Below are 18107 nucleotides of genomic sequence, written 5' to 3'. Positions count from 1 at the left end.
TGCCTCCGGTAGAGTTCCGGAAGCAGTTTATAGCCTAGGGTCTTTTTTCAATGTCTATTAAATGGGGTCTTGACCATATAAGCTGTGGTCTTTTTAATGTGATTATAATAATACATTGTAGACTATGGCGAGCAGTACTGTATAAATTCCTATTGCCATGCCTATAAATTTGATCAGCTGGTTTGAACTTACCTGATACAACTGAATGACAACTGCGCTATTTGCTGCTAATGCTGCTAACAGAGCAAATATCAAGACGAGGAATGCCAGCTTTAGTGACATAAAACTAAGCAGACCGCTTACGATCAGCACTACTCCAAATAGAAGCTGAAATGATCCTATTTTCGCAATGAAATCTTTAATATCGAGTTTTTTCTTCGTTATCATATTCCCTGTGAACCAGAATGATCCCAACAAGATAACCGTGGAAAACAGCCCCAGTAAAAGCGAACTGCTGCCTAGACCGATATTGCCGCCGACTAATGACATAATGCCCCAGCCCGAATAAAAAAGATGCCTAACTCCGAGTCCGAACAACCAGAAACCAATGATGCTTGAGATGATACCAATCAGGCCATAAATCAATCCGGTCTGATCGCCTTGCAGATTCAAAGCATTCATCGGATTTCTCAATAAATTAAGCAGCACTTGTCCATCAAACTGAACGCTTGAGGACGTTTTAGCATTCGCAGGTCCAGTCGGCAACGGTGCACTGCGCTCCGATTCAGGCTCCGGCTCCATGGATGCCGCTGCTTCCGTATGGCTAGCTGTAAGTCCATCCTTGCATTGATGTGCAACTCCTTCCTTTAATTCACTTCCACAATGCGTACAAAATGCCATTTCTTCAAACTCCTTTTCTTTTGTTTTGATTTATGTATATTAAGATTTCGTTACAATCTAGTATAGAGTAGTATTGTATTAATTTGTAACTTTTTCTTCCATTAAACGTCATATTTCCAGCGTTTTTTTTATAACCAAACTCATGAGCCCTAATAGATTCTTCAAAAGCTCCTAAACATAAAAAAGAACCCGAAGTATTTCTTCGGATTCTTAGCTTCGAGCTGTATATTCAAACAATATTAACCAACTACTGCAGCCGGATGGGACTTCGAATCCCCCGTAAAGCGATCCGTACGTTGAATCGGTGCGTAAGTCACTTTATCAATCCATAGGCCGTCCCCTACAGGCTTTCCATTCACAGTAATCATAATTTTTTTCATATTATTCTCTTTCATCATCATCGTATCTCCTTTTATCTGTTAACTCATGTATATGATCGTTTCGTTTGGATGGTTGAAGCGGGCTGACTTCATTACATTACCCTCTCTTTGCGAACGTTAAACAGTCAGTCTTCTAATGGTTCACTTCCCTCCCGATTTTGGGTAAAGTATAGTAATAGAAACCTGTCGGAATCTGATACGTATTTACTATCAATATTCGAATGGTGGTGATCCCTCATGCATAAGCCGACAAAAACCAAGCTGATTCGTCTTTCTCTTATTCTGCTAGTGGCCGGGATCGCGTTGCCTGCCGGTGGACGGACCGCCAGCGCCAACTATTTTAACAATTTGTATGATAGTATTGAGCAATTTTCCAGTCTCCCTGATGAAATTAATCAGCTCAAGAACAACTACAACCAGGCTTTGCAAGAACTTGATAGAGTCAAGAATGATGCTGAACGTCTGCTCGAGCAAAACGGAACATTGGCAGAACAAAACTCCAATTTGGCAGAACAGAATCAGCAGCTAAACCAAATGGTGCATCAGCTTCAGGAAGCTGATGCCGTAAGAAAACGAGGGGCGGATCGTCTGAAGACGATAGCAATCACCGCTGTGGCTTTGGCTGTCGGATATTTTGTCATTATTCGTCTCCTGCGCTTCGGCATGCGGAGGACTAACCGTATAAAATAGGACAAGCTCTTTTCCAATCGATATCATTCATATAGACAAAGGGAGGCGTGCCCATGATTATTCGGATGGAAGATGCAGTTGGCAGCGGGGCAGGTCAGGCGGTTACGTTCTCCTTGACTGATGGGGACACGGTCCATATTCTTCATCCAGAACAGATCGTAGCTTATCGTGGTCCCTCTTCGGGTCGCAGTGACCGCCTCATGAATGTAAAAGGCATCTACCGCAAGAAAAAGCTGATCCGAGCGGACATTACAGGGCCCAGTCAATTCACGGCTGCGCTTCCTGTCGGCTTTAGCATGCATGAGATTCAGCTTGAAGGCGAGCAGGATATGCTTTATGATTTTCGGCATGTTTTCTTTTATACTCAGCATGTCACTATGCAGACACGGATTCTAAAAATCAAAAATATGCTGGTCACCCGGGATGCCGTCAAAATGAAGTTTTCCGGCAAAGGAAGCATTGGTATTCTAACGCAGGGCCCGGTTTGCAAAGTCAAACTGCATCCTACCGAGCCGCTGTACGTTGATGCCGGAAGTATCATTGCGTACCCCGAAGCCGCTAAGCTTGACCTGACCGTATACGGCAATCATCTGGCCAGCCAACATATGAACTATCACTGGAAGCTGACCGGTGACGGTTATGTGCTGTTTCAAGCAGGACGCCAGAATCAACGGCTCGTGAACGAATTAAACGACGAGGGAATCATCAAGCGTTTTCTTCGGGAAGCAATTCCCTTCGGCGGAGTGTTTATCAAATAACCATGCCGTGCTATAATGGAGTAAATTATGAGACTGCAGCCGATAAACGGTCTATGTGGTCACTAGACAACAGAAGACAATCCATTCACCCATTACGGTGTATGGGAGAGGTTCGTGAACTCCCTCTATAAAAAACTATCGTGTCTTGTTCGATGCATCGCATCCTAAGAATAAGGCTTGTTTTTTTACGGACTCAGTTCAATGAACTTCTCTTTCTTCTACGGGATCAGCCCTATCAGGCTGCTCTTAATTTATGAAGGATGAGAGGTTTTTTTATGCTTAAAGATGAAAAAGCAGTCGTCGTTTTCAGTGGTGGTCAAGATAGTACCACCTGCCTCTTCTGGGCGAAGGAACGCTTCGCCGAAGTCCAGACGGTAACATTCGATTATGGCCAACGCCATAAACTTGAAATAGAATGCGCGGCCCAAATTGCCAAAGAGCAGGGCGTAAAGCAAACGGTGCTTGATATGAGCCTGCTTAACCAGCTGGCGCCCAATGCGCTCACGCGCAGCGATATTGAGATCGCCGAAGGTGAAGGCATGCCGACGACCTTCGTGGAAGGACGGAACTTGCTGTTTCTCAGTTTTGCCGCTGTTCTGGCTAAGGGTATCGGAGCTAAACATTTGATTACAGGCGTATGTGAGACGGATTTCAGCGGATATCCCGATTGCCGGGACAGCTTCATTAAATCGCTAAACGTTACGCTGAACCTGGCGATGGATTATCCATTTGTCATTCATACCCCGCTCATGTGGCTCGACAAGTCGGAAACCTGGGAGCTCGCCGACCAGATGAATGCCCTCGAATACGTTCGTGATCATACGTTGACCTGCTATAACGGCATCAAGGGAGATGGCTGTGGAGAATGTCCAGCCTGCAAGCTGAGAAAAGCGGGACTCGACAAATATTTGCAGCGCCGTAACCGCATGACCGAAGGGGGGCGTCTCGTATGAGCCGTGAGCCTGGGGCTTTTCGCATTGTAGAGCATCTGCAGAAGCTTGGCGAGGACATCGATGCTTCAAGCCTGCGTTACCACCGAAAGCGGGTACTGGTTTCCAAAGAGTTTACCTTTGATGCTGCGCACCACCTGCATTGCTACGAAGGAAAATGCAAAAACCTGCATGGCCACACGTACAAAGTGGTCTTTGGCATCAGCGGTATCCCGAATGAAGTCGGCATCACCATCGATTTTGGAGACATTAAGGATTGCTGGAAAACGGAAATCGAACCCTATTTGGATCATCGCTATTTGAACGAGACCCTGCCGCCAATGAATACGACTGCAGAAAACATGGTGGTCTGGCTGTTTGAAAAAATGGAGGAGGCTCTCAGCAGTAGAGAATGCCATGAACAGCAAGGCGCACGAACGGAATTCGTCCGCTTGTTCGAGACACCAACCAGCTATGCCGAGGTCAGACGGGAGTGGATGATCCATGAATAATACGCATGTAACGCCTGCTAACGAGAATGTCCGTGATTCGTCTCCCACCCTAACGGTGGAACGTCCGATTCCCGTGATGGAGATCTTCGGTCCAACCGTCCAAGGCGAAGGGATGGTCGTTGGCCGCAAAACGATGTTCGTTCGTACGGCGGGCTGTGATTATCGCTGTTCCTGGTGCGATTCCGCGTTTACGTGGGACGGTTCCGCTAAGGATACCATCTCGCTTATGAACGCAGAGGAGATTTGGCAGGAGCTGTACCGCCTGGGCGGAGAACGCTTTGATCACGTTACGCTGTCTGGTGGCAACCCGGCTCTTCTTTCCCAACTTGGAACGCTCGTGGATGAGCTGCATCGGCACGGTATTACCGTTGCCGTGGAGACACAGGGCTCGCGCTGGCAGGATTGGTTGAATGATATTGATGAGGTCACCATTTCCCCCAAACCACCAAGCTCGGGCATGGATACGGACTGGGGTAAGCTCGATGATATCGTCTCCCGCTTATCGGCTCGTCCTCCCGGGAGGACTTACAGCCTCAAAGTGGTAATATTCGATGATAAAGATTTAACCTATGCTGAGACCGTTCATGAGCGATATCCAAACGTGCCTTTTTATTTGCAAACAGGCAACCCCGATGTAGGCACAGGCAATACGACGGAGCTTGTCTCCCATCTGCTGGGTCGATATGAGCAGCTTGTCGATGCTGTCATGCAATCCGATCGATTGAACGATGTGCGTATCCTGCCGCAATTACACACTCTCGTTTGGGGAAATAAGCGCGGAGTTTAGTTTTGTCGAAGCACCAATGAAAACGACCGAAACGACCAAGGACTTATTAATATAGATTGATAAAGGAGTTATGAAGCATGAGTGGCAGACAAAAAGAAGAAATGGAAGACGTTACCCTGCTTGGCAATCAAGGCACGACTTACACATTCGAATATGACCCAGGCATTCTGGAGAGCTTTGACAACAAGCATCCCTACCGGGATTACTTCGTCAAGTTCAACTGTCCTGAATTTACAAGCTTGTGTCCCATCACAGGCCAGCCGGACTTCGCAACCATCTATATAAGCTATATTCCGGATATTAAAATGGTAGAGAGCAAGTCCCTGAAATTGTACCTGTTCAGCTTCCGCAACCATGGGGACTTCCATGAGGATTGCGTTAATATTATTATGAATGATCTCATCAAATTGATGGACCCAAGATATATCGAGGTATGGGGCAAATTCACACCTCGCGGCGGCATTTCCATTGATCCTTACTGCAATTACGGTCGTCCTGGAACGAAGTATGAAGAGATCGCTGCCAACCGTCTGATGAACCATGACTTGTATCCTGAGAAAGTGGATAATCGATAAAAATTTGCATGGATATATTTAGCGTTAATTCAAAAAAAGGGTTGCCTCATCAATGGGCGGCCCTTTTTTTTGTACTATCGATTTTTCAATTACAGGGGATATTCCATATTCCGAAGCCGGTATTGGAGACGCCGCTTCTTGTACAGCATTTTCCCCGTTTCGGCTACATCGCTTATAGTCCCTTTATTGCTGATTGAACCAAATACGACCCCAGCGATTGGAATGAGCTGAAACAGCTTTTTCATCCCAAAGTTATCGGTATAAGACTGAACCACTTCCCGCCAGCCTTGCAGCTGCGAGAATACCTGCTCCGTTGCTTGTTCATCGTCAATATTGGCGAGCTCCTCAAGGACTGCTTTTTTACCCACAATATCAGCAGAAGCGAACTGCAAGCATTTGACGATAAACACCCGTTCCCGGGAATCGTTCGGATCATACCCGTAACAAAGCGCCATTTCCTGCAGCACCTTAAGCGATTGACCGAGCACCATTGGCAGATCAGCAGCGATCGTAAATACGCCACCGATTCCTGTTGCCGCTCCCTGTGCTGCAGCGAATTTGACCCGCTTTACCGTCAGTGCATCTGCTGCAGTATCCATAACTTGAAGAGGCAATTTCGCAGCGGATGCCAAAGTAAGCGTGGAATTCTCCGTCGATGTTTCCAGGTCTCCTTGGATGCTTTGGGTTACGGAAGGATTCGTATCAACATCTCTTCCTTCTCCCTCTGCTACCTTAGCTAGGATGTTCATAACCGATTGTTCACGCACCAAATGCTTGCCGCCGCTCTGAATAAATCCGCCTACCTCGTTTAGAGCACTTCCGATTTTTTCTTGAACAGCCTTGGGCGTGAGACGATCCAGCAGCATAAACGGTATTCGTCCGAGCTTTTCCCAAAACATGACGTCCTTCTGCTCTTTCTCCCATTTCAAAATCTCCTGAAGCTGTAATTCCAGCTGTTGTCGTGATTCCATCCCTGTCATCCTCACTACTCCTCTGTCTCTAAATCAGAACTACATGTATATACGTTTGTCACAGAAGAACGACGCACTAAATTTATAACTCAACAGTACGACCTGCAACTCATGGATAACCAAAAAAGAGATCAACCTTAGTCAGGTCGATCTCCCTCTCTTACATTCGGAAATGAAATACCACTTATTTACCCAGGAATGCATTCAACATCCAGGCATGCTTCTCAACATCGCTTACCATACCGGTCAGCAGATCGGCTGTAGCGTCGTCTCCTTCTTGACCTGCAGCTTCAATACCTGCCTTCATCTCGCCGGCAAGCTGCTCGAAATCAGCAACGAGCTGTTTGACCATTTGCTCCGCTGTCTTCTCATCAGAAGCCTCCTCGATGGTAGCAAGCTTCAGATATTGAGCCATACTAGCTGCAGGTTTACCGCCTATGGCCAACAAGCGCTCTGCCAATTCATCCACATAATCAGCCGCTGTGTTGTAGAACTCCTCAAATTTCTCATGCAATACATAGAACTGCGGGCCTGTGACGAACCAGTGATAATGGTGCAGCTTCACACCAAGCAAGCTCCAGTTGGCAACCTGCTTATTCAAAATCTGCTGAAGTCCATCCGTTGTCGTTTCTTGGGCATGATGGGTTACATTGTTCATCTATATCGTCTCCTTCTATTTTGTATTTAGACTTATTCTAAATCCTTGTATTAATCATACCAGAATGCTGTCTAATTTGCAAAGGAAATCGTATGGCATCAGATGAAGATAGGATGAAGAAATTTCCTCATATTTATACCCATCATATTTTATTCATACACTCATTCGCTATGACAGGCATCATATAGCTGTAAAGCCCAGCCATTCTTATGTTAATCCCAGGATATTCTTCATGTCTTTTCGCTTTTTCTTCGGATTCATTACATAGAGCGTGTCTCCTGCTTCAATAATTGTGTTCCCTCTCGGTGTAATGATTCTTTTCTCTCGAATGATGGCCGTAAACAGAATATCATCCGGCAGATTGAGCTGCTGTATCTCCTTACCGATAATGGACATATCGTCATTTACAAGTACATGGTTGATCTCTGTATCCGCTTTTCCGAGTGCCATGAGCTCTAATAAGGACGGGGTTTTGGATCTGTCCTTCTCTATAAGCGACAGCTTTTGCGTTAGAGGGGAGATGGTCGTGCCCTGAATTACCGCCGAGGTTAAGACAACAAAGAACGCAACATTAAAGAATAATTCACCATGCTTAATGCCCGCCAGAACAGGATATGTAGCCAGCACGATCGGTACAGCGCCGCGAAGGCCTGCCCAGGAGATCAGTATTTTCTCCCGAACGGCAAATTTGGTAAACAACAGACTGCAGAACACGCCGATGGGGCGGGCAACAAATATAAGGATCAGGGACATCAGAAGGCCCTGCCATACCACCTTGGACAACTCATTAGGGAAAACAAGAAGTCCGAGCAGCACAAACATGGCTATCTGCATCATCCAGGCAAATCCTTGGTTGAATGCTTGTATCGTCTTGCGGTACGTTAGCTCCGCATTGCCAAGAACCAGAGCCATCACGTAGACCGCCAGCAATCCGCTGGCACCAAGCCAAGCTGCTGCCGCATAACTCATCACGGCAAAACCTAAAGCCATTACGGGGTACAAACCTGAGGAATCAAAGTTAATGCGGTTGATCACATATACAGCCAGCATCCCAATCAGAACTCCAATCACGAGTCCAAGTCCCATCTCCATGATGAAGGAGAGCAGCAGGCTAAACCAATTGATTTCGGGTTTTTCGATCCATTCAATGATAGATACTGTCAGAAATACGGCCATCGGATCATTACTACCCGACTCCGCTTCCAGTGTCATACGAATCCGCTTCTTCAGATTCGTCCCTCCAAGTACTGAGAAAACCGCTGCAGCATCCGTAGAACCGACAATGGCGCCAATCAGCAGCCCTTCTTTTAAAGAAATATTCAAAATATAAGTTGCACATATTCCCACAACTGTTGTGGTTAGCAGGACGCCGATTGTCGCAAGGGATATAGCTGGACCCAATACCGGCTTAATTTCCTTAAAATCGGTTTGCATGCCGCCCTGAAACAAAATAACAATCAAAGCGAAGATACCCACCAGCTGCGTGAGCTCCGCATTGTCATAATAAATGAAGCGGCTGAGAATCATTCCGATCGCAATAAACAGAACCAGGGCAGGCATGCCGAACCGGGATGAAAATTTGGTGGTCAATACACCTGTCAGAAGCAAGGCTCCGCACAGTAAAATGATAGAATCGATAAAATTTGGCAAGCTCATCCCTCCTCTGTTTAGACTCATTCATTTAGTATTACCCGAAAAAGGCCGCTTTTTCGCATATCTGAACAAGCCTGTACTGCACGGTATCTGCCAACTCTGCAACGGGTATGAATTAGAGTACGTTATAAACCGCTGTAAAATAAGATAGCGTTTACTGGAAATTCTGAGCCGAATGACTTTATACTGGTAGCAAGCACATACATAAGGAGGCCACAACGCAATGCATATCTCTATCATGAAAAGCGAGCAATTGCCACAAGCTGTAGAGCTGTCCAACCGTATTTTTCTAAAGCAGCCGGAACAACCGTCTATGGGAATCTCCTTTCCCACGATATTTTCACCCGGAATCAGCCATTCCTACGGTGCCTGGGATCAAGACAAACTGGTATCCTTCATGGGATTTGTTCCTTTCACCATCAACACCCGCGGCGCTGAATTAAATATATATTCCATCGGCTCTGTCTGTACGGATCCGGATTACCGGGGCCAACGACTCGCAGGGAATCTCTTGGAGCAATGTTTTCTTCATGGGGAGGCTTCAGGCGCATCCCTAATCCTCATCTCCGGCGGAAGATCGCTGTATACACGAGCAGGCAGTCGCTTGTTCGGACGCGCTCTCCGTTTCCGATTATCCCCGGATGTTGCTGAGCCCCTGCGGACGACAACTGAAAAACAGGTCAATATCCGAACCATGCAGCCCCAGGATCTGTTCCAGCTTCACAAGCTGATGGAGCATCGGGAAGCAAGATATGCTTCAACGGCTTCTGAGCTTAACAAACTGCTGGATGCAAGCGCATACTCCAATGTTATCCGCCTGGAGCAGCAAGTCTTGGTCGCTGAGGAAAATGGTGCGTTGACCGCTTTTGCCATCATTGCCGTCCCTGGAACCGTGATGGCTCCTTCAAGAGAAGCCACCTTGGTAGAGTGGGGAGGAAGTCCGGAAGCGGCAGCGCAATTGATAGCCGAAGCAATCACAGCGTACAATCTTGCGGAGCTGACCGTTCCCCTTCCATGGCAGGATAGGGAGCTTGCTGCACTTATCCAATCTACGGGAATCCTGCCTGAATATATCCGGAACGATGGAACCATGTATTTGGTAAGCGGCTCGCAGCTGCTTCATCAACTGTCTCCCCTACTTCCAGAGGGGCTGATTCAAGCAGATGGCCCGCACGGTCCCTATCGCCTTACCTTAAACGATGAAACATTACAGCTGGATGATGAGGGACTGCTCTCCATCTTGTTTGATCCTGAATCTCCCTACCGTGCTAATGGCAGCATAATATTTGATCCGATCCCGCTTCCATACACGGCAGGTCTCCAGTATATTTAATGCAAAATGGAGAGCCATAGGCTAATGCGGTTTTCTGCTTGAAAGCCCGCGTTCCTTTGCCTGCTGACTTTGTTATACCCTTGGCCGTTTGCCTATTTCGAATTAGATGAGTGCCCTTCTTCCCGATCCTACATAGAATGAAGTAACCATCTGAGAGAAAGAGGTGCGTGGCTTGAGTCATTACCCGAAAAGAGGGCTTCAAACCCAAACAAATCTTGGCATTCCCGGTCTATATCCGGGTTACCCCTCCTATCCATATCCATACTACCCGCCATTCTATCCGATCTACCCATTCCCTCCGTACTACCCAGGGTACCCTGTATATCCTGGATACGGCCATGGACACGGACCATGGCATCCGGGCGGGCCTGGCCATGGACACGGTCCATGGCAGCCAGGCGGACATGGACATGGACCAGGTCCTGGACATCCGGGCGGACCTGGAGGTCCCGGACATGGGTCGGGAAGCAGACAGGGACAACGCAACAAACGGTAGTCAAGTGTTCCAGTAAAACTTCGTAAAGCAAGAATATCGATCATGAACAAACCGCCCGGTACATTCCCGGGCGGTTTGTTCATGATCTCTTCATTTATGAATACCGCATTATCATCTTTTTAGTGGATCGTTCTGGTCCAGACCATCACGCCCAGGACTCACCGAGCCTCCGTGTCCGTCACCATATCCCTGATACAGATTAGGATCTGGGACCGCATCCTCGGTGGCCGCAGCTGCTTCTGAACGCGAATCTATCGGCGTACCCGTGCTGGCATAAGTACCCTCTTCACGATAATGATGTTCATTGAGCGCGCTATTATTCCGGAATATATCATAAACCCGGCCGCCATTGGATTTATCCGCATCCACCATAACAAGAATATGGCCTTCATTCACGTAGCCACCATACTCCTCTGCCTGCTCCTCAGGTATGCCCAGACCGATCAAGCCTCCGACCAGTCCGCCAGCACCTGCACCCACTGCTGCTCCGGTGAGGGTTGCTGCAATCGGTCCTGCAGCGATTATCGGTCCTACGCCTGGAATAGCCAGCGCACCAAGACCAGCCAACAAACCTGTTACACCGCCCAGCACACCACCTGTTGCCGCTCCAGAAGCCAATCCTTCAGGCGCTTTTGTTCCTGTTTCATCCTGGATATGGGAAGATTCGTCGCGGTCCTTGGCAATAACCGAGATTTCATCTGCTCTAAATCCTTGCTGCTTCAGTTCCTCGATGGCTCGAGTTGCCTCATTCTCCGTTCGAAAAGCTCCTACAATTTTCTGAGTCATATGAATTACCTCCTACTTGGTCATTTTCATAGATCACAGTACATTCTAAACTTAAACGCCAGCATCCCTTATCAAACAAAGCGAAGAAAAAAATAAGGACGATGGCAAGTCATCCCCTCCCGCAGCTTGGCGGATTATTCGCCAGCTGCGGGAAGTGTAATGACGGCATCCGTCCCCACTCCTTGTTTACTCGTAAAATAGATATCTCCATCCATGGCCTCGATGATTCGAAAGGTAACCATCAGCCCAAGGCCGGTTCCCTTCGTTTTATTGGAGAAATAGGGCTCTCCAAGCCGAGCCAGCACCTCCGGCCCCATCCCCTCTCCATTATCCACAACATGAATAAACACCTGATTCTGTTGACGATAACAGCGAATATGAACCTTTCCCTCTTCGCCGAGTGCCTCAATACTGTTCTTAACAATGTTGATGAAGGCTTGTTTGAACTTCGAGGAATTGCCCCGAATCATAATATTCTCTGGAATATCGACGGTAATCTTGCCACCTTGCAGGTGAGCTAACGGGCCAAGTATACCCTCAATATGCTTAAATTCCTCAGAAACTGATAACACCGTATCCTTGCCGACTTCGGGTTTGGCAAAGGTTAAGAAATCTGTAATAATGCCGGATGCCCGGTCCAATTCTACCAGAGCCAGCTCCAAATATTGGCGTTCAGCTGTCTGGGCTTTGCCAGTAAGAAGCTGCAGGAAACCTCGTGTTACTTGCAGCGGGTTACGAACCTCATGGGCAACCGAAGCCGCAAGCTCACTGATAATTTCCATTTTCTCTGAACGCTGCAGCTCATTGTTGAACATCTCAAGCTCCTTGGAGTATTGCAGAATCTGTTTGTGGTTGTTGGCAAAATGCCGGCCAAGAATGATGACGAGTGCAATAATAAAGCTAACGACTCCCCACTTCCAGAGAAAGAGATTGTAGCTGCCCCGAGATATAATATATTGCAGCAGCTCCCCTAGGCTAATCATAGCGAACACGGCAAAGCCAGCATTAAAAATAACGGCGTCCTTATTCCCCTTAACGGCATAATATAAGGAGCTCCCGATCAGCAATAAGAATTGAATGGCTATGGCAATCCCCATCACTTGAACCGAGAAGAAATAATACACATCGAACCATTGATTCGAAGTCCATTGATTGACAAGCATCAAGAGCACGCAGAACAGAGAGTAGGCGATCTGGATCTTACGAACTGTTCGTATGATTCCCCTCCAGCCCGATCCGAATATGATCTCAAAAAAGAGAATAATGGAAGGCATAAAAACAAATAAGGAACAGTCATACAAAAGAGTATAAAGATTTCCGTACTCATTAAAAATCGTATAAAGAAAAGGAGAGTATGTAAAAATTAATATACCAACCGATAAAATGACGAACGATAACGACAGTACGGCGTACACATACTTCCTGTTAAGAAAGAAAGCACAGATCATCATCGACATAGCAATAAATATGAAGGCGCTGCCGAGAATGATATCCGCCATGTTCGACTTAACAAACCGGTTCAGCAGATCATGATATTCCCCGACAAAGATTTTCCCTTCGACGTTCACATGATCCTTTGGGGTTTCAAGCCAGATATGCAGATCCTTACCAAGCAATTCCTTATGCAGCGGCAGTAAAATGTAGTTCAACTCATAATTGTACGTTCGGGTAGATTCATAAATCTTCACATGATCTGCATAAACTGCAACTTGTTTTCCTTGCAGCTTATCAATCAGAAGACCCGGAGATGCTGAATTAATCTCGGGAATCTTCATCTGAATCCAGATGCTTGGCTTGCCATACGGCTTAAAAGGCTCATAGGTTTGTGCAGAATTTTCCATCCAGCCTTCCCCTTGGGCAGGGACATGGTCGGGGATCATCTTGGATTCAGACCAGAGGATGCTCCACTCCGTAATCGCTGACCGGGCTGCCATTTCTTCAATTGCAAAGACATGCCTGGGGTACCCCTGGCTTAAAGCAATAACGATGATCAGGAACACGGCGATTCTCCATCCAGACCTCATTGACGCACCTCAAACATTATAATGGGTTGAACTCTTACTCTGTTATTCGATGTTGCAAAACCTTCTACCTTCTAAATTCCGTAAAAATGATAAATTTTCTAATAATGCAATAAAGGGAGACGCAGCGGCATCTCCCTTTATGTAGATCTATTCAGATTTCGTGGACATGATAGATGGAAAGCAAATAACCACCTCGGTACCGCTCCCTTTTTTGCTATAAAAGTTAATGCTCCCTTGCATGGCTTCAATAATCCGGAAGGTAACCATGAGGCCGAGGCCCGTCCCTTTGGATTTTTTAGAGAAGTAGGCTTCCCCCAGTCTTGCAAGATCCTCATCATCCATGCCAATACCATTGTCTTTGATATGAATGATAATTTCTCCGTTTCTCGCGTAAGCCCATATCCGAACCAGTCCTTCTCCATCCAGAGCCTCAATGCTATTCTTGACGATATTAATCATCGCTTGCTTCAGTTTTGAAGAATTACCGATCATGAATAAATCCTGAGTCAGTTCCAGTTCGATCGTCCCACCGCTAAGATTCGCCAGAGGCTGCAGGATGCCTCTCACATGCTTCAGCTCGTCACCCACATTCAACCTGGTCTCATGCTCCATTTCAGGCTTGGCAAAAGTAAGGAAATCGGTGATGATTCCAGAGGCTCGGTCCAGCTCTTTTAGCGCCAGGTTAAAGTACTCCCTATCCTTATCCTTGGAGTTTTCAGACAATAATTGCATAAACCCCCGTGTCACTTGCAGTGGATTGCGGACCTCATGGGTAACAGATGCGGCCAGCTCACTAATGACCTCCAACTTCTCCGATCGCTGAAGTTCATCATTGAACATCTCAAGCTTTCGGGAATATGTCAGAACTTGCTCATGACTGCGGACAAATTTGCGTCCGAGCATGACGATCAGGGACACCATCATTGCAACAAGGCCCCACTTCCACAGAACAAAAACATAATGGCCGCCGCGATAATAAAAGGTAAGCAAGTCACCCACCGTCGCTACTGCCATCATACCGAATCCCACGGAGAAAATATAAGCATCCATGTTCCGTTTGGAAGCATACAGAATCGTGATTCCGATCAACAACAGCAGTTCCAGGATAATCAGGATACCGAGAAATTTAACCGAAACAAAATAATACATTTCGTAAACAGATTGTGGGGCGAATATATTCACAACAAGGAAGAGCAGGCAAACTCCGGAGTAGGCCACTTGAAATCTTCGGCAATAGCGAAGGAGACGATATGGCCCAGGCCCATATATGTTCTCGAAATAGTAATACAGCGCTGGTAATACGGCAAAGAGAGATATATCAAACAATGACACCCATAATTTTCCCAAATCCTCGTAAAAGGTATACAGGAACGGTGAATACGTAATAAGCAAAGTACCACTGGCCAAGATAACTACGCTTAAAGACAGCCAGCTGGATACGGTATACTTTGGAAGGAATAAACAGCAGAATAACATAACCACCGCAATGATGAAAAATGAGCAGCCCAATATGAAATCTTTCATATCATTCTTAATAAAGACCCTTTGTAAATGCTCATAGTCACCGAGAATAACCTCGCCTTGAATGCCAGGCATATGATGAGTTCCATTTGTCCAAACGTACACGGTCTTCCCGGCATCCTCCGGATGAACAGGGATGAGCAGAGCATGATTCGTATACCCATAATCTCGCTTGGCTTCAAATACCGGCTCATCATCCAAAAACGCCAAAACGTTCTGCCCTTTAACGTGATTAATCATAATGGCTGAATGTTTCCAAGGGAGAGCAGGCAAGGTAAAACGATTCCATGCTGAATTTACCCCGTCAGAATTTAGGGATCTCTCCTTCTCCTGTGCTCCTGTCAACCATTCTTCCTTCTCTCTATCCCTGACAATCGTCGGGGATATCAAAGCCCCTGGTTGGTCATCCCACATAAACTGCCAATCGGATATCACGGTTTGAACATTCCTCGCATCCGATTTGCCCATTGATATGGTCGATACAAGCAGTAGCGGCACGACCAGCAGAAGCAGAAGTATGTATTTAATCATACCCTTCATCTAGTCAGCACCTCTAACCGTATATAGTCAATTGCAACTCCCATTCCTCTCCGTCAGATAATTCGACAAACTTCGTGCTCTTTCACAATCAATATAACATGAAACCCTTATGTTGTTTGTTAAATTTTATCACTTCGAGGTAATAGAAAAAGAGATTGGCCTTAACCCTAAGGTTTTAACCAATCTCTCTATACAATTTATGATGAGCTTGAGAGCAAACCGAGTTGATCCACCATCCGCTGACTCTCGTCATTCAACCCTATCAGCGTAATATCTTTGCCCACTTCCCTATACTTGGTGATTACCTTGGAAATAGCAGTCATGGCAGATTGGTCCCATACATGAGAGCTGGAAAAATCAATCACGACACGTGCCGGATCCTCAGCCACGTCAAACAATGACACGAATTTCATCATTGTCCCGAAAAATAACGGACCTTGGATCACGTAAACCTTTGATCCGTTTGGCTGTACATGCGGCACGGCATGAATTCTTGCTATTTTCCAGCCGAAGTTCAATGCACATAACACGATACCAACCATAACGCCGATAGCCAGATTATGCGTCGCAACAACGATGATTACCGTTGCCAACATGACGAGCGCGTCACCTAACGGCACACGGTGAAGCGTGCGAAGCGATCCCCAATCGAACGTGCCGATGGACACCATAAACATAACACCAACAAGAGCAGCCATCGGAATTTGTTTAACGACATCCCCGAGCACAATGATAAGAAACAGTAGGAAGACACCGGCTACCAGGGTCGACAACCGGGTCCGACCGCCCGATTTCACATTAATTACGGTCTGTCCAATCATAGCGCATCCCGCCATACCGCCAAAGAATCCAGTGATTATATTAGCAATACCTTGGCCGCGAATTTCTCGACTTTTATCACTATCGGTCTCGGTCAACTCATCCACTAGCGAAGCCGTCAATAGAGATTCTGTCATTCCTACAACCGCAAGAGCAAGAGAAATCGGCAATATGGTCATTATCATATCCACGCTGATGTTTACATCGGGAATATGAAAGAATGGAAGAGCCTGTGTAATGTTACCCATATCCCCTACCGTCTGAACTGGGGTTTTAAACCATACGCAATGACGGTCATTACGATGATAGCAACCAGTGCCGATGGAACCGCTTTGGTTATCAATGGAAATAAGTAAATAATGAGCAGGGTTCCGATTACCATCAAGTACATCTGCCATGATTCCCCTTTGAAATTCGGGAGCTGGGCCATAAAAATAATGATGGCCAGCGAGTTTACGAATCCGGTTATGACCGGCTGCGGAACAAATGTGATGAAGCGCCCGAATTTGAGCTTCCCCATTAACCATTGTAAAATTCCCGTCATAATCGTTGCCGCAAACAAATATTCAATCCCATGCGCAGCAACGAGAGGTCCCATTAAGGACGCCATGGCCCCTGTAGCGGCGGAGATCATCCCCGGACGGCCGCCGAAGAATGAAATACTGACTGCAATCACGAAGGAAGCGTAGAGCCCCACCATCGGATCGACGCCCGCCATAATCGAGAACGCGATCGCTTCGGGAATGAGAGCAAACGCTACCGTCAGTCCTGAAAGAATGTCTTTACGCGAGTTGCCAAAGAAGCCTTGTTTAATCCATTGAAACAAAGTTCTGATCACTTCCTGTTCTATTGTTAGTATTGTGACAATCCACTCTCAGAATTGTCCCGGTCCGTTAAGTCACTTTTTCGATTATAACGGGATCATTTCAAAATATCATTGTTCAATATACCGGATAGAACCCATAAAATCATTTATTTTCACATATATATCTCATTTATCGTCGGTTTTTCTATGACAAACATTTCATAATATGCAGATGTACAGGGAAGGATAAAACTTGCATGGTTTCTTATAACCTCGGATATCAGGATTCATTCTTGATTGAGGGGGTAAAGTCGAAGTATAGAAAACTTTTTTGTATTAAAGGAAGGGAGATGAGCAGTATGCGAGACGAAAACAACCGTAATACACTGGCAGATCTGACATATTTGGAATTCGAAGCCAAGCGGAAATTAGAGGACACCGATCTGATTCCACAGGATGACCTGAGAGATGTTAATACGTATACTGAGCAAAGCCTTAGCAGCGAGGAGGCTGATCATATCGCCTACAACCAAGATACAGCAGCCCCAGCAGATGCGCGGCCAGAGGACCGTTCCCAGCTTGGCCAATCAGGTGAGGAAGTCGGCATTCATCAGATTGCCGATGACGCAACAGATCGCGAATGGCGGGCTATCGAAGGGGCGCCCCTTTCTCGTCCGGGAGACGAGATCATTAATGAGTATGCAGGCGAGCCGGATCAACGTGTTGCTACCGATGCTGCAATAACCGGCAGTGGAACTGCCTTTTTAAACCAGGACATTTTTACAAACTACTCTCCAGCTGAAGGCGATTATAAGCCGCTGGAGGATGTTCCGGATGCAGATGCTATTTCAGCGAATAGCCCGGTAGACCCCGCCGCTCCCCCAACCGATCAAATGCATGGAACTGATCTATTAAACGGCAGTCATGGTGACGAGGAAGAATATTAATCGTCAAAGGGGCTGTCCCAAAAGATCTTAGATCTTGCGGTAGGCCCCCTTCTTGCTGTTAGAAGACGCTCCATGTACGAATC

17 protein-coding genes, 1 pseudogene and 1 riboswitch are annotated in these 18107 nt (G+C 46.6%); of the genes and pseudogenes, 9 read left to right on the top strand and 9 right to left on the bottom strand.

The features are described from left to right. Positions 1-102: 102 nt before the first annotated feature. Together AM231_RS02440 and AM231_RS28945 are read right to left on the bottom strand one after the other, a co-directional pair. Positions 103-840 carry a hypothetical protein gene (locus tag AM231_RS02440; RefSeq protein ID WP_054401210.1) on the bottom strand — a complete coding sequence of 246 codons (738 nt, stop codon included), beginning with the start codon at positions 838-840 and terminating at the stop codon, positions 103-105. 239 nt (positions 841-1079) lie between these two features. Next, positions 1080-1220: a hypothetical protein gene (locus tag AM231_RS28945; protein WP_207383622.1), complete on the bottom strand. Its 141-nt coding sequence runs from the start codon at positions 1218-1220 to the stop codon at positions 1080-1082. Positions 1221-1457: 237 nt separating this feature from the next. Between AM231_RS28945 and AM231_RS02435 the strand changes: the two genes are divergently transcribed. The 6 genes from AM231_RS02435 to queF all read left to right on the top strand — a co-directional run bounded on the left by AM231_RS02435 (position 1458) and on the right by queF (position 5471). Then, entirely contained in the window at positions 1458-1910 is a 453-nt protein-coding gene (locus AM231_RS02435; protein WP_053489478.1) for a YhgE/Pip domain-containing protein, read from the top strand. Between the two features lie 53 nt (positions 1911-1963). Further along, positions 1964-2668 carry an AIM24 family protein gene (locus tag AM231_RS02430; RefSeq protein ID WP_053489479.1) on the top strand — a complete coding sequence of 235 codons (705 nt, stop codon included), beginning with the start codon at positions 1964-1966 and terminating at the stop codon, positions 2666-2668. A 101-nt stretch (positions 2669-2769) separates the two neighbouring features. Further along, positions 2770-2807, top strand: a riboswitch (PreQ1 riboswitch). Between the two features lie 136 nt (positions 2808-2943). Then, entirely contained in the window at positions 2944-3621 is a 678-nt protein-coding gene (gene queC, locus AM231_RS02425; protein ID WP_054401209.1) for a 7-cyano-7-deazaguanine synthase QueC, read from the top strand. Further along, positions 3618-4109 carry a 6-carboxytetrahydropterin synthase QueD gene (gene queD / locus AM231_RS02420; RefSeq protein WP_054401208.1) on the top strand — a complete coding sequence of 164 codons (492 nt, stop codon included), beginning with the start codon at positions 3618-3620 and terminating at the stop codon, positions 4107-4109. Before queC ends, queD begins: the two co-directional genes overlap by 4 nt. Next, positions 4102-4896, top strand: a complete 795-nt coding sequence (queE, locus tag AM231_RS02415; protein WP_053489482.1) for a 7-carboxy-7-deazaguanine synthase QueE — start codon at positions 4102-4104, stop codon at positions 4894-4896. The genes queD and queE overlap by 8 nt, the downstream gene beginning before the upstream one ends. Positions 4897-4973: 77 nt before the next feature. Further along, complete coding sequence (gene queF, locus AM231_RS02410; RefSeq protein WP_054401207.1) at positions 4974-5471, top strand: preQ(1) synthase; 498 nt, start codon at positions 4974-4976, stop codon at positions 5469-5471. Positions 5472-5560: 89 nt separating this feature from the next. On the opposite strand, the gene AM231_RS02405 is transcribed toward queF, so the two are convergent. The 3 genes from AM231_RS02405 to AM231_RS02395 all read right to left on the bottom strand — a co-directional run bounded on the left by AM231_RS02405 (position 5561) and on the right by AM231_RS02395 (position 8756). Next, positions 5561-6451 (bottom strand): EcsC family protein, encoded by an 891-nt coding sequence (locus AM231_RS02405; protein WP_054401206.1) that lies wholly within the window; start codon positions 6449-6451, stop codon positions 5561-5563. 175 nt (positions 6452-6626) lie between these two features. Continuing rightward, the gene (locus AM231_RS02400) at positions 6627-7100 is read right to left on the bottom strand and encodes a Dps family protein (protein WP_053489485.1); all 474 of its coding nucleotides are present in this window, start codon (positions 7098-7100) and stop codon (positions 6627-6629) included. A gap of 207 nt (positions 7101-7307) precedes the next feature. After that, positions 7308-8756, bottom strand: coding sequence for a potassium/proton antiporter (locus AM231_RS02395; protein WP_054401205.1), 1449 nt, complete (start codon positions 8754-8756; stop codon positions 7308-7310). Between the two features lie 220 nt (positions 8757-8976). On the opposite strand from AM231_RS02395, the gene AM231_RS02390 reads away from it, so the two are divergent. After that, a complete protein-coding gene (locus AM231_RS02390) occupies positions 8977-10086 on the top strand; it encodes a GNAT family N-acetyltransferase (protein ID WP_054401204.1) in 1110 nt (369 codons plus the stop codon). Between the two features lie 215 nt (positions 10087-10301). Then, positions 10302-10598 carry a hypothetical protein gene (locus AM231_RS29395; RefSeq protein ID WP_054401203.1) on the top strand — a complete coding sequence of 99 codons (297 nt, stop codon included), beginning with the start codon at positions 10302-10304 and terminating at the stop codon, positions 10596-10598. Positions 10599-10693: 95 nt separating this feature from the next. Here AM231_RS29395 and AM231_RS02380 read toward each other — a convergent pair whose 3' ends face one another. The 4 genes and pseudogenes from AM231_RS02380 to AM231_RS02365 form a co-directional block, all read right to left on the bottom strand. Next, the gene (locus AM231_RS02380; protein ID WP_054401202.1) at positions 10694-11368 is read right to left on the bottom strand and encodes a general stress protein; all 675 of its coding nucleotides are present in this window, start codon (positions 11366-11368) and stop codon (positions 10694-10696) included. Between the two features lie 134 nt (positions 11369-11502). Beyond that, positions 11503-13392, bottom strand: coding sequence for a sensor histidine kinase (locus AM231_RS02375; protein ID WP_207383524.1), 1890 nt, complete (start codon positions 13390-13392; stop codon positions 11503-11505). Positions 13393-13539: 147 nt separating this feature from the next. Continuing rightward, on the bottom strand, positions 13540-15444 hold the full coding sequence (locus tag AM231_RS02370) for a sensor histidine kinase (protein ID WP_242615052.1): 1905 nt from the start codon (positions 15442-15444) through the stop codon (positions 13540-13542). Between the two features lie 206 nt (positions 15445-15650). After that, positions 15651-17098 (bottom strand): annotated as a pseudogene (locus tag AM231_RS02365) (SulP family inorganic anion transporter). 338 nt (positions 17099-17436) lie between these two features. Between AM231_RS02365 and AM231_RS02360 the strand changes: the two are divergent. Further along, positions 17437-18024 carry a hypothetical protein gene (locus tag AM231_RS02360; RefSeq protein WP_054401199.1) on the top strand — a complete coding sequence of 196 codons (588 nt, stop codon included), beginning with the start codon at positions 17437-17439 and terminating at the stop codon, positions 18022-18024. Positions 18025-18107: the final 83 nt, after the last annotated feature.

It is taken from the genome of Paenibacillus solani (genome assembly GCF_001277345.1).
Classification (GTDB): Bacteria; Bacillota; Bacilli; order Paenibacillales; family Paenibacillaceae; genus Paenibacillus_AQ; species Paenibacillus_AQ solani.
Note: the sequence above shows the minus strand (reverse complement) of the source record. Positions and strands in the feature narration are given on the sequence as shown.